Annotated in this window: 12 protein-coding genes and 1 pseudogene; 9 read left to right on the top strand and 4 right to left on the bottom strand. The window is 70.4% G+C overall.

What is annotated here, in order from left to right; all coding sequences use genetic code 11:
• Positions 1-7: 7 nt before the first annotated feature.
• The 3 genes from xseA (at position 8) to ACLLJJ_RS25635 (ending at position 2,316) form a co-directional block, all read left to right on the top strand.
• Positions 8-1,228, top strand: coding sequence for an exodeoxyribonuclease VII large subunit (xseA, locus tag ACLLJJ_RS25645; RefSeq protein ID WP_434595782.1), 1,221 nt, complete (start codon positions 8-10; stop codon positions 1,226-1,228).
• 94 nt (positions 1,229-1,322) lie between these two features.
• Positions 1,323-1,559: an exodeoxyribonuclease VII small subunit gene (locus tag ACLLJJ_RS25640; RefSeq protein WP_434595780.1), complete on the top strand. Its 237-nt coding sequence runs from the start codon at positions 1,323-1,325 to the stop codon at positions 1,557-1,559.
• A gap of 166 nt (positions 1,560-1,725) precedes the next feature.
• A complete protein-coding gene (locus ACLLJJ_RS25635) occupies positions 1,726-2,316 on the top strand; it encodes a malonic semialdehyde reductase (protein ID WP_434595778.1) in 591 nt (196 codons plus the stop codon).
• An 82-nt stretch (positions 2,317-2,398) separates the two neighbouring features.
• On the opposite strand, the gene ACLLJJ_RS25630 is transcribed toward ACLLJJ_RS25635, so the two are convergent.
• Positions 2,399-2,923 carry a DUF4245 domain-containing protein gene (locus ACLLJJ_RS25630; RefSeq protein ID WP_434595776.1) on the bottom strand — a complete coding sequence of 175 codons (525 nt, stop codon included), beginning with the start codon at positions 2,921-2,923 and terminating at the stop codon, positions 2,399-2,401.
• A gap of 158 nt (positions 2,924-3,081) precedes the next feature.
• Between ACLLJJ_RS25630 and glpX the strand changes: the two genes are divergently transcribed.
• The gene (gene glpX, locus ACLLJJ_RS25625) at positions 3,082-4,113 is read left to right on the top strand and encodes a class II fructose-bisphosphatase (protein ID WP_434595774.1); all 1,032 of its coding nucleotides are present in this window, start codon (positions 3,082-3,084) and stop codon (positions 4,111-4,113) included.
• A gap of 237 nt (positions 4,114-4,350) precedes the next feature.
• On the opposite strand, the gene ACLLJJ_RS25620 is transcribed toward glpX, so the two are convergent.
• Both ACLLJJ_RS25620 and ACLLJJ_RS25615 read right to left on the bottom strand, forming a co-directional pair.
• A complete protein-coding gene (locus ACLLJJ_RS25620) occupies positions 4,351-4,731 on the bottom strand; it encodes a WhiB family transcriptional regulator (RefSeq protein WP_434595772.1) in 381 nt (126 codons plus the stop codon).
• A 92-nt stretch (positions 4,732-4,823) separates the two neighbouring features.
• The gene (locus ACLLJJ_RS25615; RefSeq protein WP_434595770.1) at positions 4,824-5,504 is read right to left on the bottom strand and encodes a DUF1707 SHOCT-like domain-containing protein; all 681 of its coding nucleotides are present in this window, start codon (positions 5,502-5,504) and stop codon (positions 4,824-4,826) included.
• A 168-nt stretch (positions 5,505-5,672) separates the two neighbouring features.
• Here ACLLJJ_RS25615 and ACLLJJ_RS25610 point away from each other — a divergent pair, with 168 nt between their 5' ends.
• Together ACLLJJ_RS25610 and ACLLJJ_RS25605 are read left to right on the top strand one after the other, a co-directional pair.
• Positions 5,673-7,352 (top strand): fumarate hydratase, encoded by a 1,680-nt coding sequence (locus ACLLJJ_RS25610; protein ID WP_434595769.1) that lies wholly within the window; start codon positions 5,673-5,675, stop codon positions 7,350-7,352.
• Positions 7,353-7,417: 65 nt separating this feature from the next.
• Positions 7,418-8,077, top strand: coding sequence for a lipoprotein (locus ACLLJJ_RS25605; protein ID WP_434595767.1), 660 nt, complete (start codon positions 7,418-7,420; stop codon positions 8,075-8,077).
• Between the two features lie 114 nt (positions 8,078-8,191).
• Here ACLLJJ_RS25605 and ACLLJJ_RS25600 read toward each other — a convergent pair whose 3' ends face one another.
• The gene (locus ACLLJJ_RS25600) at positions 8,192-9,724 is read right to left on the bottom strand and encodes a ricin-type beta-trefoil lectin domain protein (RefSeq protein ID WP_434595765.1); all 1,533 of its coding nucleotides are present in this window, start codon (positions 9,722-9,724) and stop codon (positions 8,192-8,194) included.
• A gap of 105 nt (positions 9,725-9,829) precedes the next feature.
• Between ACLLJJ_RS25600 and ACLLJJ_RS25595 the strand changes: the two genes are divergently transcribed.
• The 3 genes and pseudogenes from ACLLJJ_RS25595 (at position 9,830) to ACLLJJ_RS25585 (ending at position 14,139) form a co-directional block, all read left to right on the top strand.
• A complete protein-coding gene (locus ACLLJJ_RS25595; RefSeq protein WP_434595763.1) occupies positions 9,830-11,230 on the top strand; it encodes a class II fumarate hydratase in 1,401 nt (466 codons plus the stop codon).
• Positions 11,231-11,333: 103 nt separating this feature from the next.
• Positions 11,334-11,999, top strand: a complete 666-nt coding sequence (gene fomD, locus ACLLJJ_RS25590; RefSeq protein WP_434595761.1) for a cytidylyl-2-hydroxypropylphosphonate hydrolase — start codon at positions 11,334-11,336, stop codon at positions 11,997-11,999.
• A gap of 242 nt (positions 12,000-12,241) precedes the next feature.
• Positions 12,242-14,139, top strand: a pseudogene (locus tag ACLLJJ_RS25585) (SpoIIE family protein phosphatase).
• Positions 14,140-14,175 lie beyond the last annotated feature (36 nt).

The following is a 14,175-nucleotide window of genomic DNA, read 5'->3' as shown; positions in this document are numbered from 1 at the left end:
TGCGTACATGGCTCTCAATACGTCTGCGGAAGCGCCGCTGCCCGTCGGTGAGGTCTCGCGCCTCATCGGCGGGTGGATCGACCGGCTCGGAGCGGTGTGGGTCGAGGGGCAGATCACGCAGCTGTCGCGCAGGCCCGGCGCCGGGGTCGTCTTTCTGACTCTGCGGGACCCTTCCCACGACATCTCGGTGGCGGTGACGTGCTACCGCCAGGTCTTCGACGCCATCGCGGACGTCGTGTCGGAGGGCGCGCGCGTCATCGTGCACGCCAAGCCCGAGTGGTACGCGCCGCGCGGTCAGCTCTCGCTGCGGGCCACCGAAATAAAGCCGGTGGGCATCGGCGAGCTGCTCGCCCGGCTGGAGCAGCTGAAGAAGGCCCTCGCCGGCGAGGGGCTGTTCGCCCTGGACCGCAAGCGTCCGCTGCCCTTCCTTCCGCAGCGCGTCGGCCTGGTCACCGGACGGGCGTCGGCCGCCGAGCGCGACGTCCTGGAGAACGCGCGCCGTCGCTGGCCGGCCGTGCGCTTCGAGGTGCGCAATGTGGCGGTGCAGGGTGTGCACGCGGTGGCTCAGGTCGTCCGGGCGGTCAAGGAGCTCGACGAGCTGGCGGACGTCGACGTGATCATCGTGGCGCGCGGCGGCGGCAGCGTCGAGGACCTGCTGCCGTTCTCCGACGAGCAGCTCGTACGGACCGTGGCCGGATGTCGTACACCAGTGGTGTCCGCGATCGGGCACGAGCCGGACTCGCCGCTGCTCGACCTGGTGGCGGACCTGCGGGCGTCGACGCCGACGGACGCGGCGAAGAAGGTCGTGCCGGATGTCGGGGAGGAGCTGGACCGCGTGCAGCAGCTGCGGGACCGGGCCCTGCGGACGGTGCAGGGGCTGATCGACCGCGAGGAGCGGGGCCTGGCGCACGCGCTGGCCAGGCCGGTTATGGAGCGCCCGCAGCGGATGGTGGAGGAGCGCGAGGACGAGATCGAGGCGCTGCTCGCGCGCAGCCGCCGCACGCTCGGGCATCTCCTGGACCGCGCCGACTCCGAGCTTTCGCACACCCGGGCGCGGGTGGTGGCGCTGTCGCCGGCCGCGACGCTGGAGCGCGGGTACGCCGTGCTGCAGACGGCGGACGGTGCGGTGGTGCGCTCGGCGGACGACGTGGCCCCGGAGCAGGAGCTGCGGGCCCGGGTCGCGGAGGGCGAGTTCATGGTGCGGGTGGCGGACACAGCCACCGGGTGAGGGCCGCGCGCGGGGCCTCCGGGTCGCGCGGCGGGCAGGGGACGGACGAGCGAGCCCTCCTGGGGAGGGACAGCCGATGCATAGGGTGGATCACATGGCGAAGACGGACGAGGCCGCGGCGACGGCGGCACTGGGCTATGAGCAGGCCAGGGACGAGCTGATCGATGTCGTACGCCGCCTGGAGGCGGGCGGCACGACGCTGGAGGACTCACTGACCCTGTGGGAGCGGGGCGAGGAGCTGGCGAAGATCTGCCGCCACTGGCTGGAGGGTGCGCGGGCCCGCCTGGACGCGGCGCTGGCGGACCCGGCGGAGTCGTCGGAGCAGTCCTGAGCCGGGCGGCCGGACAGCTGGGGGCGTCAAGAGTCCCGATCCGCCCGGAAAGTCCTTAGGCGTGTGAAACACATCACGAAGATCCAGCTTTAGTTGAAACTTAATATAAAACCTCCTACCGTGAGTGCATCGCTTGAACCCCTTGCACGTCCGGAAGGTAAGTCGCATGTCTCTCGTTCTTGACCCCGCCGCCCAGGACCTCCTTTTCCGTCAGGCCCGCACCGCCAACACGTTCACCGACGAGCCGGTGACCGAGGAGCAGGTCCAGGCGATCTACGACCTGGTCAAGTACGGGCCGACCGCGTTCAACCAGTCGCCGCTGCGCGTCGTCCTGGTCCGCTCGGCCGAAGCGCGTGAGCGCCTGGTCTCGCACATGGCCGAGGGCAACCGGCCCAAGACCGCCACCGCCCCGCTGGTCGCGATCCTCGCCGCGGACAACGAGTTCCACCAGGAGCTCCCGGCGCTGTTCCCGCACTTCCCGCAGGCCAAGGACGTGTTCTTCACGGAGCGCCCGGCCCGCGAGCAGGCCGCCGGCCTCAACGCCGCCCTGCAGGCCGCGTACTTCATCGTCGGCGTCCGCGCCGCCGGCCTGTCCGCCGGCCCGATGACCGGCTTCGACTTCGCCGGTGTCCAGAAGGAGTTCCTGGACGACGACCACACCCCGCTGATGGTCGTCAACATCGGCAAGCCGGGCGACGACGCCTGGTTCCCGCGCTCCCCGCGTCTGACCTACGACGAGGTCATCACGACCGTCTGAGTCCCGCGGGGACCAGCCCCGCACGTACGACGATGCCGCCGCACCCGAGAAGGTGCGGCGGCATCGTCGTACGTGCGTCGGGTCAGGACTTCTTCTCCTCCAGCGCGGCAGCCATCTTCACCAGCCGCTCGTGCGAGGCAGTGCCGGTGACCACGGTCGTCACGCCCTTTTCGGCGCGCACCAGCGCGTCGTACTTCGGGCCCTCCCAGCGCTGCCAGCTCTCCGCGCCGACCTGCTGGGTCCGCTCCGTCTTCGTCGCCTGCTGGCTGACCGTCCGCACGAAGCGCTCGACGGGACCGCTCGACTGCTCGACCGCGACGTACTCGTCGTCCGGGTCCAGGAAGCCCAGGTGCCAGGCGTCCTCGTCCTGCCCCCGGTACGAGACGGACGTCGGCCGCCAGGTCCCGGGCAGGCCCACCGGGGCCGCCACGGGGTACGGTGCGGCGCGCCTCGCGGTGATGAGTTCGACCCGGTAGTCGACCGTGCGGGTCGGGTCCTTCTTCTCGTCGTGCGGGATGAAGACGTAGATACTCGCGACGACGGCTCCGATCACCGCCATCGAAAGCACCATGTCCCGGACCGTCTGCTTGCCCTTCGTACCTGCCACCCCTCCATCGTCCCCCATGCGGCGCGGGCGCCCGCTCCAGGGGTCGCGGATCACGGTACGGCGCTCATACGTGACCCGCTCTGCTCATTTTGTCGACGTACCGATAGAGTCGCAGCACCCTCTTTTCCGGCCGTCGCCGTACAGAAAGGTGCGCTCCGATGACCGAGCACCATCTCCCGTCTCAGCTCGAAGTCTCGTCCGAGGCTCCCGACCGCAACCTGGCCCTGGAGCTCGTCCGGGTCACCGAGGCCGCTGCCATGGCCGCCGGGCGGTGGGTCGGCCGCGGTGACAAGATCGGCGCGGACGGCGCTGCGGTGAAGGCCATGCGGACCCTTGTCTCGACCGTCTCGATGAACGGCATCGTCGTCATCGGCGAGGGCGAGAAGGACGAAGCCCCCATGCTCTTCAACGGGGAGCGGGTCGGCGACGGCACCGGCGCGGAGGTCGACATCGCCGTCGACCCGATCGACGGTACGACGCTGAACGCCAAGGGCATGCCGAACGCCATCGCCGTTCTCGCCGCCGCGGACCGCGGCACCATGTTCGACCCGTCCGCGGTCTTCTACATGGACAAGCTCGTCACCGGGCCCGAGGCAGCCGACTTCGTCGACATCAACGCCCCGGTCTCGGTCAACATCCGCCGGGTGGCCAAGGCCAAGCACTCCACCCCCGAAGACGTCACCGTGATGATCCTCGACCGCCCCCGTCACGAGGGCATCGTCAAGGAGATCCGCGAGACGGGCGCGCGCATCAAGTTCATCTCCGACGGCGACGTCGCGGGCTCGGTCATGGCGGTGCGCGAAGGCACCGGTGTCGACCTGCTGATGGGCATCGGCGGCACGCCCGAGGGCATCATCTCGGCCTGCGCGATCAAGTGCCTCGGCGGCACGATCCAGGGCAAGCTGTGGCCCAAGGACGCGGCGGAGCGCCAGCGTGCGCTCGACGCGGGGCACGACCTCGACCGTGTGCTGCACACGAACGACCTGGTCAGCGGCGACAACGTGTTCTTCGTCGCCACCGGCATCACCGACGGCGAGCTGCTGCGCGGCGTCCGCTACCGCGCCGAGACCGCCACTACCCAGTCCCTGGTGATGCGCTCCAAGTCGGGCACGATCCGCCAGATCGACTCCACGCACCGGCTTTCGAAGCTGCGCGCCTACAGCGCCATCGACTTCGACCGCGGGAAGTAGCGGGCAGGCGGAGCGAGCGGTACCAGCACGGCGTACGAGAAAGGGGCGGCCCCGTTGTGCAGCGGGGGCGCCCCTTTCTCGTACGCGATACGAGACCGGGCGCGACACCGGGCCGTACGCGGCACGAAACCGGGCACGGGCCTGGAACGGCGGGCTGGGATCGGCAGGCCTGAACGGCGGGCCGGAACTACGGCCCGGACAACGAGCCCCGACAGCGGGCCGGTTCAGCAGGGCCGGTCAGCCCGCGGCGGCGATCCGCTCTTCGGCCGGGGCCGCGCCGCCGAGGTTGCCGAGCTCTATTTCGCGCCGCCTGCGCCGGGCCAGCACCACCCGGCGCTCCGCCGCGGTCAGTCCGCCCCACACGCCGTACGGCTCGGGCTGGAGCAGCGCGTGCTCCCGGCACTCGACCATCACCGGGCATCGCGCGCAGACCCTCTTCGCAGCTTCCTCCCGGGCCAGCCTCGCGGCCGTCGGCTCCTTGGAGGGGGCGAAGAACAGCCCGGCTTCGTCCCGGCGGCACACCGCCTCCGAATGCCAGGGGCCAGCCTGATCCCGCGCTGGTGCACGCTGTGACGGGACGGCGGCGACCTGCAAGGACTGATGCGGCGGATGCAGCACGGTCTACTCCTGACGACGACTTCGGGAGCGAGCGACGATGAAGCAGTCCCTACCCGCTGTGCGCGCGCCTATGCACTGAGTTTCGAAGGACGTCAGGCGCCAAAGTGTTTGCGCATGCGATGGTGAAGATCCGTAATGCGCTTACCGCGCTTGGGTTTTGCCTCGATACTGCCCAGTACGGAGAACCCGTTGATCACCACCACGGGCGCCTGCGGGTCGTGGGCTTCGAGGGTGTCGACCTCAAAACTCCCCAGGATGCCGGTGCCGCTGCCGCGCAGCGAGATGTTCTCCGGGACCCGCACCTCGACGCTGCCGAAAATCGCGGTCGCATTGATCACGGTCGTCCGCTGCCCGAAGAGCGCCTCGGTGAGGTCGATCTCGACGCTGCCGAAGAGCGAGAAGACGTTGGTCTTGCGGCCGATGCGCCAACGGCCCTTGCGGGTCGAGCTGCTGAAGATCGCGACCAGATTCTCGGCGGTGACCGGGCCCGGTGAATCGTCCGGGGCGTACGGCGCCGACGAGGCCCCGCCGCGGCCGTCCGGCACGGGCAGGTCCCGCACCAGCGGTTCGAGCTCGGCGACGGTCTTGGCGCGGTACACGGCGTCGATGCGGTCGGCGTGCTCGTCGGCCGTCAGCCTGCCCACGGCCATCGCCTCGCGCAGGATGTCCGCGATCCGGTCGCGGTCCGCGTCGGAGGCGCGGATGGCGGGGGCCGCCGGCTCCGCGGGCATCGCGGGGGCGGCCGGCTGCTGGGGGCGCTTCTCGAGGTCCACCCACCCAGCGTACCCAGACGCGATAGATCGCGACTAGCCCCCACTGCGATATACCGGAGACCAACTGAGCCTTACCTCACCCGCTCGCCGCCCCGGGGGCGCCTTACGCTGGTAGGCGCGCTGCGCCAACGGAGGCCAGTTGCCGTCGCCGAGTGAGGAATGGCCGTAATGTCCCCTGTCTCCCGCCCGCCCAGCCCGGCGTTCGCCTACTCCGATCTGCTCCCCCTGGGAGAGGACACCACGCCGTACCGGCTGGTGACCGCAGAGGGCGTCTCCACCTTCGAGGCCGAAGGCCGGACGTTCCTCAAGGTCGATCCCGAGGCGCTGCGCACGCTCGCCGCCGAGGCGATGCACGACATCTCGCACTATCTGCGGCCGGCCCACCTCGCGCAGCTGCGCCGGATCATCGACGACCCGCAGGCCTCCTCCAACGACAAGTTCGTCGCGCTCGACCTGCTGAAGAACGCGAACATCGCGGCGGCGGGTGTGCTGCCGATGTGCCAGGACACCGGCACGGCGATCGTCATGGGCAAGCGCGGCCAGAACGTGCTCACCGAGGGCGGCGACGAGGAAGCCCTCTCGCACGGCGTCTTCGACGCGTACACCAAGCTCAATCTGCGGTACTCCCAGATGGCCCCGCTGACCATGTGGGACGAGAAGAACACCGGCTCGAACCTGCCGGCCCAGATCGAGCTGTACGCGACGGACGGCGGCGCGTACAAGTTCCTCTTCATGGCCAAGGGCGGCGGCTCGGCCAACAAGTCTTTCCTCTACCAGGAGACGAAGGCCGTCCTGAACGAGGCCTCCATGATGAAGTTCCTGGAGGAGAAGATCCGCTCGCTGGGCACGGCCGCGTGCCCGCCGTACCACCTGGCGATCGTCGTCGGCGGTACGTCGGCCGAGTTCGCGCTCAAGACCGCCAAGTACGCCTCCGCCCACTACCTGGACGAGCTTCCCGCCGAGGGCTCGCCGACCGGCCACGGCTTTCGTGACAAGGAGCTGGAGGAGAAGGTCTTCGAGCTGACGCAGAAGATCGGCATCGGCGCGCAGTTCGGTGGCAAGTACTTCTGCCACGACGTGCGGGTCGTGCGGCTGCCGCGGCACGGGGCCTCGCTGCCCGTCGCCATCGCCGTGTCCTGCTCGGCGGACCGGCAGGCCGTCGCGAAGATCACCGCCGAGGGCGTTTTCCTGGAGCAGCTGGAGCGGGATCCGGCGCGCTTCCTGCCGGACACCACCGACGAGCACCTGGACGAGGGCGACGTCGTACGCGTCGACCTGCGCCGGCCGATGGACGACATCCTCGCCGAGCTCACCAAGTACCCGGTCAAGACCCGGCTCTCGCTGACCGGGCCGCTCGTCGTGGCGCGCGACCTCGCGCACGCCAAGATCAAGGAGCGGCTCGACGCGGGCGAGGAGATGCCGCAGTACCTGAAGGACCACCCGGTGTACTACGCGGGACCGGCGAAGACGCCCGAGGGGTACGCCTCCGGTTCCTTCGGCCCGACGACCGCCGGGCGCATGGACTCCTACGTCGAGCAGTTCCAGGCGGCGGGCGGCTCGAAGGTCATGCTGGCCAAGGGCAACCGCTCGCAGCAGGTCACGGACGCGTGCGACAGCCACGGCGGCTTCTACCTGGGCTCGATCGGCGGGCCCGCGGCGCGGCTCGCGCTGGACTGCATCAAGAAGGTCGAGGTCGTCGAGTACGAGGAGCTCGGCATGGAGGCGGTCTGGCGGATCGAGGTCGAGGACTTCCCCGCGTTCATCGTGGTCGACGACAAGGGCAACGACTTCTTCACGGAGCGGGCACCCGCCCCGACGTTCACCTCCATCCCGGTCCGTAAGCTCTGACTTCTTTGACTCGCCGAGGGCCGATCGGGCCCTCGGCGAGCACTCATTGAGGCGGGGGCTGCAACGTGCGCGGTACAGGGCGCCATTCGACAACGGGCATGGTCGCGGCGGCGCTGGCGGTCGGCCTGCTCGCGGGCTGCTCCTCGGGGGCGGAGTCCGGGGCCGACGCGGGGAGCGCGAAGCCCGCGGCGAAGAAGTCGGAGACCGGGAAGTCGGAGACCGGGGCCACTCCGAAGGGCCGTTCTCTGGGCGGCTCCGGCACACCGTGCGTGATGCCTGTGTCCTTCGACCTCGCACCTGACTGGAAGCCGAAGGCCATCGCCGTGAGCGGCGCCGACGCCCCTCTCGCCGGTCTGACCGAGCAGGGCACCGTGAAGGTGGTCTGCGAGATCGACGCGAAGCCCACCGGGTACGTCGGGTTCATCCGGGTCTGGACGGGGAAGCCCGCGAAGACTCCGCGCAAGGCGCTCGAAGCGTTCATGGCGGACGAACCGAAGACCTCGAAGGTCACCTACCGCGACATCGACACGGGTGACCTCCCGGGCGTCGAGGTCCGTTACACCGTTGACAGCGAGCTCTGGGACGAACCGCAGCAGAAGCGGGCGTTCGCCGTCGCCGCACCGGACGGGGTCGCCATTGTCCAGCTCGGCGGGCTGGACAACCAGGAGAGCGCCGGGATGCTCCCCGGCTACGAGCTGGCCCGCAGGACCGTGCGCGCCTCCTGACCCGGGCACTCGTACGCACCGGAGCCGCCCCCGCCCGGCACGCGCGCGGGGGCAGCTCCGGTCACAGGGTCACAGAGGGCGGGTGGACGCTCTCCACAGAGGGCCGGTGGCCACTCAGACGAAGCGCTGGTTCGCCGCCCCCGTGCAGGGCTGCAGCCTCAGCTGGTCCTTCGCGCCCGCGAGGGTCACGCACAGCCCGGAGGCCGCCGCGGGGCGCAGGGTGTCCTGCTGCTGCACGAACTGCTGGTTGGCCGCGCCCGAGCAGTTCCACAGGATCAGCCCGGCCCCCGCCTCGTACTTGGCGCCGGGGACGTCCAGGCAGCGGTCGTGGGTCAGTTCGGTGCGCAGCGACTTCTGGGCGCTGTCGTACCACCAGCCCTGGTTGCGGCCGTCGTGGCAGTCCCAGCCGCCGACGGCCGTGCCGTTGCGGGTCGTCGAAGCGGGTACGTCGACGCAGCTGCCCGTGCCGGTGTTCTTCAGTGGCTTGTACGCGTCGTCCCAGGCGCCCGCGAACAGTGCAGGCTTTCCGGTGCTCGCCGGGTCCGCACAACCCGCTTCGCGCAGGCCCGAGTTGTAGACCTGGGTGAGGCAGGACGCGAAGGCCGCGTGGCCTCGCGCGTTGGGGTGGAAGGACTGGCGGACGGAGTCGGCGTCCGGCGGGAAGGGGTTGGTGATGTCGATGTACAGGCCGCGCGCCCAGGTGTCCTCCATGCACACCTCATGACCGTGGAAGAGGCGCGAGTTGTCGAGGAAGACGGCGCCGGTGTTCGCGGCGGCCGTGCGCATGCCACGCTCGAAGCCCGGGACGGCGCTGTCGCGTCCCCACGCGGAGTCGGAGTCGTACCCCGTGCAACCACCGATGATCTTGCCGGGGAACTGCGGGTTGTCCTTGAAGTCGGGGCCGATGGGGCTGGGGTAGCCCATCGTGACCAGCTTGTAGTCGCTGTCGGCGTAGCCCGCGTCGCGCATGACGGTGCGCAGGTCGCGCAGGGTCTGCTCGACCTTGGGGACGAGCGCGTCGACGCGTCCCTGCCAGCCCGGCTGGTACTTGGGCTCACAGGTGCCCTGGATGAGCAGCCAGCGGGTGACGCAGTCCGTCATGACGGGCCCGAACTGGAGGTCGTCATTGGCCCCCGCGACGAGCAGCACCATCTTGATCTTCGTGTTGCGGGCCTTGACTGCGAGGTTGTCGCTCTGGACGAGCTCGTCGGCGTACTGCTTGGAGCCGCCGATCCTGATGTTTCCGGAGTACGCGCCCGAGCAGGAGACGTTGTAGGTGACGTCGGCGGCGATGCCGGTGCGGTGGATGGCGGCGTCGGGCGAGCGGTGGCACCAGTTTTCGGGACCGTTGGTGCCCGGTTCGTAGGTGCCGACGCCCTCGCCGGAGATCTCGCTGTCGCCCAGCGAGATCAGCCCGGACTTGCGGTCGCCCAGCGGGCGCTCGGCCGGGTCGCCGTAGAGCTTGGTGGCCTCGGCCGCCCGGATCTTCTCCAGCTCGGGCGACAGGGGTACGGATGCCCCGGCGCGCTCGGCCGTCGTCCCGGCGGCGGTGGCGGGACTGGTGGTGAACGCCATCCCGCCGAGCGCCGCTGTCAGCGCGACGGCGGCCGCGAACGTGCTGCGAACTCTGTGTCTGTTGCGCGTCATTGCGCCTCCCCGGTTTCTTGTTACCCCCGGTATTTACTGGCCAGTAAGCGACTTGGGAATACGTAGAACAAGACAAGTGCTCAACTTTTGCAGGAGGTACCACTGATGACGACCGACGACCACGACGACTACCGGGTCGAGCACGACTCGATGGGCGAGGTGCGGGTGCCCGCGCACGCCAAGTGGCGGGCCCAGACCCAGCGCGCCGTGCAGAACTTCCCGATCTCCGGGCAACGCCTGGAGCGGGCCCACATCGAGGCACTGGCCCGGATCAAGGCCGCCGCGGCCCAGGTCAACGCGGAGCTCGGGGTGATCGACAAGGACATCGCCGAGGCCGTCGTGGCCGCCGCCGGCGAGGTCGCCGACGGCCGCTGGGACGAGCACTTCCCGGTCGACGTCTTCCAGACCGGCTCCGGCACGTCCTCCAACATGAACATGAACGAGGTCGTCGCCACGCTCGCCACCGAACGGCTCGGCAGCCCCGTCCACCCCAACGACCATGTGAACGCGTCGCAGTCCTCGAACGACGTCTTCCCGTCCTCCATCCACATCGCGGCGACCGCCGCCGTGACGGGCGACCTGATCCCCGCGCTGGACCACCTCGCGGAGGCGCTGGAGCGCAAGTCCGCCGAGTTCGCGCAGGTCGTCAAGTCCGGCCGTACGCACCTGATGGACGCCACCCCGGTCACACTGGGCCAGGAGTTCGGCGGCTATGCCGCGCAGATCAGGTACGGCGTGGAGCGCCTGAAGGCGTCGCTGCCCAGGCTGGCCGAACTGCCCCTCGGCGGCACCGCGGTCGGCACCGGCATCAACACCCCGCCGGGCTTCTCCGCCGCCGTGATCGCCGAGGTCGCCCGCGCCACCGGGCTGCCGCTCACCGAGGCCCGCGACCACTTCGAGGCGCAGGGCGCGCGCGACGGCCTCGTCGAGACGTCCGGGCAGCTCCGCACTGTCGCGGTCTCCCTCACGAAGATCTCCAACGACCTGCGCTGGATGGCCAGCGGCCCGCGCACAGGATTGGCCGAGATCAGCCTTCCCGACCTCCAGCCGGGCTCATCCATCATGCCCGGCAAGGTCAATCCGGTCATTCCGGAGGCCGTGCTGATGGTCGCGGCCCAGGTGACCGGAAACGATGTGACGGTCGCGACGGCCGGCGCCGCGGGCAACTTCGAGCTCAATGTGATGCTCCCGGTGATGGCCAAGAACCTCCTGGAGTCGGTGCGGCTGCTCGCCAACGCGTCCCGGCTGCTCGCGGACCGCACGGTCGACGGCATCACCGCGAACGTCGAACGGGCCCGTGAGTACGCGGAGTCGTCCCCGTCCGTCGTCACCCCGCTCAACAAGTACATCGGGTACGAGGAGGCGGCGAAGGTCGTCAAGAAGTCCCTCGCCCAGCGCAGGACGATCCGCGAAGTGGTCTTGGACTCGGGGTACATCGAGCGGGGCGACCTGACGGTGGAGCAGTTGGACGAGGCGCTGGACGTGCTGCGCATGACGCATCCGTAACAGCCGCCCGGACCCCGCCGGACGGCGGGCGGGACGGTGGTGGGGCGACGACGGGCCGACCCGGGTAGCAGCGGCTCTGTACACGTACTCCTAAGATCTGCTCATGAGAGATACGGCAGGTAGGGCGCGTTGGGCGCCGGGGGACCACATCCTCTGGCGCTACCGCGGCAATGCCACCGAGCAGATCCACATCTGCCGTCCCGTCACCGTCGTCCAGGACACCGACGAGCTTCTCGCGGTGTGGATGGCCCCCGGCACGCAGTGTGTGAAACCGGTGCTCGCGAACGGGACACCGGTGCACGAGGAACCGCTCGCGACCCGGTACACCACTCCGCGCACCACGGTCACCTCGCGCTGGTTCGGCACGGGCGTGCTCAAACTGGCGCGGCCCGGCGACCCCTGGTCGGTGTGGCTGTTCTGGGAGCAGGACTGGCGCTTCAAGTCCTGGTACGTGAATCTTGAGGAACCCAGGACCCGCTGGTCCGGCGGCGTCGATTCACAGGACCACTTCCTGGACATCTCGGTGTACCCCGACCGCGGCTGGCACTGGCTGGACGAGGACGAGTTCGCCGAGGCCCGGCGGGCCGGGCTGCTGAACACGGAGCAGGTCCGGCGCGTACGGGAGGCGGGGCACGCGGCGGCCGGGGTCATCGCCGAGTGGGGAACACCGTTTCGGGACGGCTGGGAGGACTGGCGTCCTGATCCGAGGTGGACTGTCCCCAAATTGCCTGATGACTGGGACCGCACTCCGGCGCACATGGCGTCGTGAGACCCTTGATGCGCCCCCATGGTTCAAACGTAGGATCGTCCTCCGCAAGGCTGCGCCCCCGGCAAACCGAGGGCGTGGAGCAAGACTTGACCGTATGTCACCACAGGGGGTGGAGCCGTGCCCGGAAGTGAGTCTGCGACGCTCGCGGCCCGCCGTCCTGTCGACGCCGCCCGCAGAGCGGGTATATCGCCACACAAAGCGATTGCATCGCACAAGCTCCCTGGACGGACGGAACCCCACGCGTGACGGAGCACCAGTCCACCTCGCACGAAGGCCGGCGGCCCCTGGCCGCCGGTCAGCACGAGCGCACCCGGCCGCGACAGGAGGGAATGTCCGCCCCGGCCCAGGGAGCGGCCCCGGGACCCGCCGCCTCCCCCACCCCCGTCCCCCCGCAGAAACCCGCGCCGAGCGCGGAGCTCTCCGATCCCGCGGCGACGCCCGATTCCGCGGGCGTGGCGAGGAGTGAGGGCGACCGGCTGCGGTTCGTGGGCGCGGCCACCCGCCGCATCGCCCGCGGTATAGATCTCGACGAGATCGTGCTCGGCCTGTGCCGGGCATCGGTGCCGACCTTCTCCGACGCGATCCTCGTGTATCTGCGCGATCCGCTGCCGGTCGGTGACGAGCGGCCCGCCGTACCGTTCATGCTGCGCCTGCGCCGTACCGACCGGCTGCGGCTGGCCGACGACGGAGCGGCGGAGCTGGACGTCCAGGCGGAGCCACTGCCCGCGCCGCAGCTGCGCGAGGTGCGCAGCGGTGGTGCGCTCGCCGAGGTGCTGCGCGGCGTGCGGCCGGTGTTCGGTGACTCCTCCGCCGCGCTGGCGGCGCTGCCCGAGCTCCTCGGGGACGCCATCGCCATCCCGGACGGGCGGCGCGCGATCCTCGCCCCGCTGCGCGGCCGGCGCCGGGTGATCGGCGCCGCGGTCTTCCTGCGGCGCCCCGAGCGGCCCGCCTTCGAGGCCAACGACCTCCTGGTGGCCGCCCAGCTCGCGACCCACACGGCGCTCGGCATCGACAAGGCCGTGCTGTACGGCCGCGAGGCGTACATCGCCGACGAGCTGCAGCGCACCATGCTGCCCGACTCGCTCCCCCAGCCGACCGGCGTCAGGCTCGCCTCGCGCTATCTGCCGGCCGCCGAGACGGCCCGGGTGGGCGGCGACTGGTACGACGCGATCCCGCTGCCCGGCAGCCGGGTCGCGCTGGTCGTCGGCGATGTCATGGGGCACTCCATGACCTCGCGGCGATCATGGGCCAGCTGCGCACCACGGCCCAGACGCTGGCCGGTCTCGACCTGCCGCCGCAGGAGGTGCTGCACCACCTCGACGAGCAGGCGCAGCGCCTGGGCACCGACCGCATGGCGACCTGCCTGTACGCCGTGTACGACCCGGTGTCGCACCGGATCACCATCGCCAACGCGGGGCATCCGCCGCCCGTCCTGCTGCACCTGGGTGGCCGCGCCGAGGTGCTGCGGGTGCCGCCCGGCGCGCCCATCGGGGTCGGCGGCGTCGACTTCGAGGCCGTCGAGCTGGACGCCCCGGCCGGTGCCACGCTGCTGCTGTACACCGACGGCCTGGTCGAGTCGCGGCTGCGGGACGTGTGGACCGGCATCGAGCAGCTGCGCGAGCGGCTGGCCGCGACCGCCCAGCTCACCGGCCCGGACCACCCGCCGCCCCTGGAAGCCCTGTGCGACGAGGTGCTCGACATGCTCGGCCCCGGCGACCGGGACGACGACATCGCGCTGCTCGCCGCCCGCTTCGACGGGATCGCGCCGAGCGATGTCGCGTACTGGTTCCTGGAACCGGAGGAGCAGGCCCCGGGCCGGGCCCGCCGGCTGGCCCGCAGGGCGCTCACCCGATGGGGCATGGAGGAGCTGTCCGACTCGATGGAGCTGCTGGTCAGCGAGGTGGTGACGAATGCCGTGCGGTACGCGGAGCGCCCGGTGACCCTGCGGCTGCTGCGCACGGACGTGCTGCGCTGCGAGGTCGGCGACGACTCCCCGCAGCTGCCGAGGCAGCGCAAGGCACGCGACACGGACGAGGGCGGACGCGGGCTTTTCCTGGTGAACCGGCTGGCCAAACGGTGGGGTGCGACCCGGCTCTCGTCCGGCAAAGTGGTCTGGTTCGAACTGGCCACTCATACGTAGGCCAAAATTGGACCGTGTCCAAGTGTTGCCGACAGC

Origin of the sequence: Streptomyces sp. A5-4, assembly GCF_051131715.1 — a bacterium.
Classification (GTDB): domain Bacteria; phylum Actinomycetota; class Actinomycetes; order Streptomycetales; family Streptomycetaceae; genus Streptomyces.
This window is presented reverse-complemented; position numbering and strand designations above follow the sequence as displayed.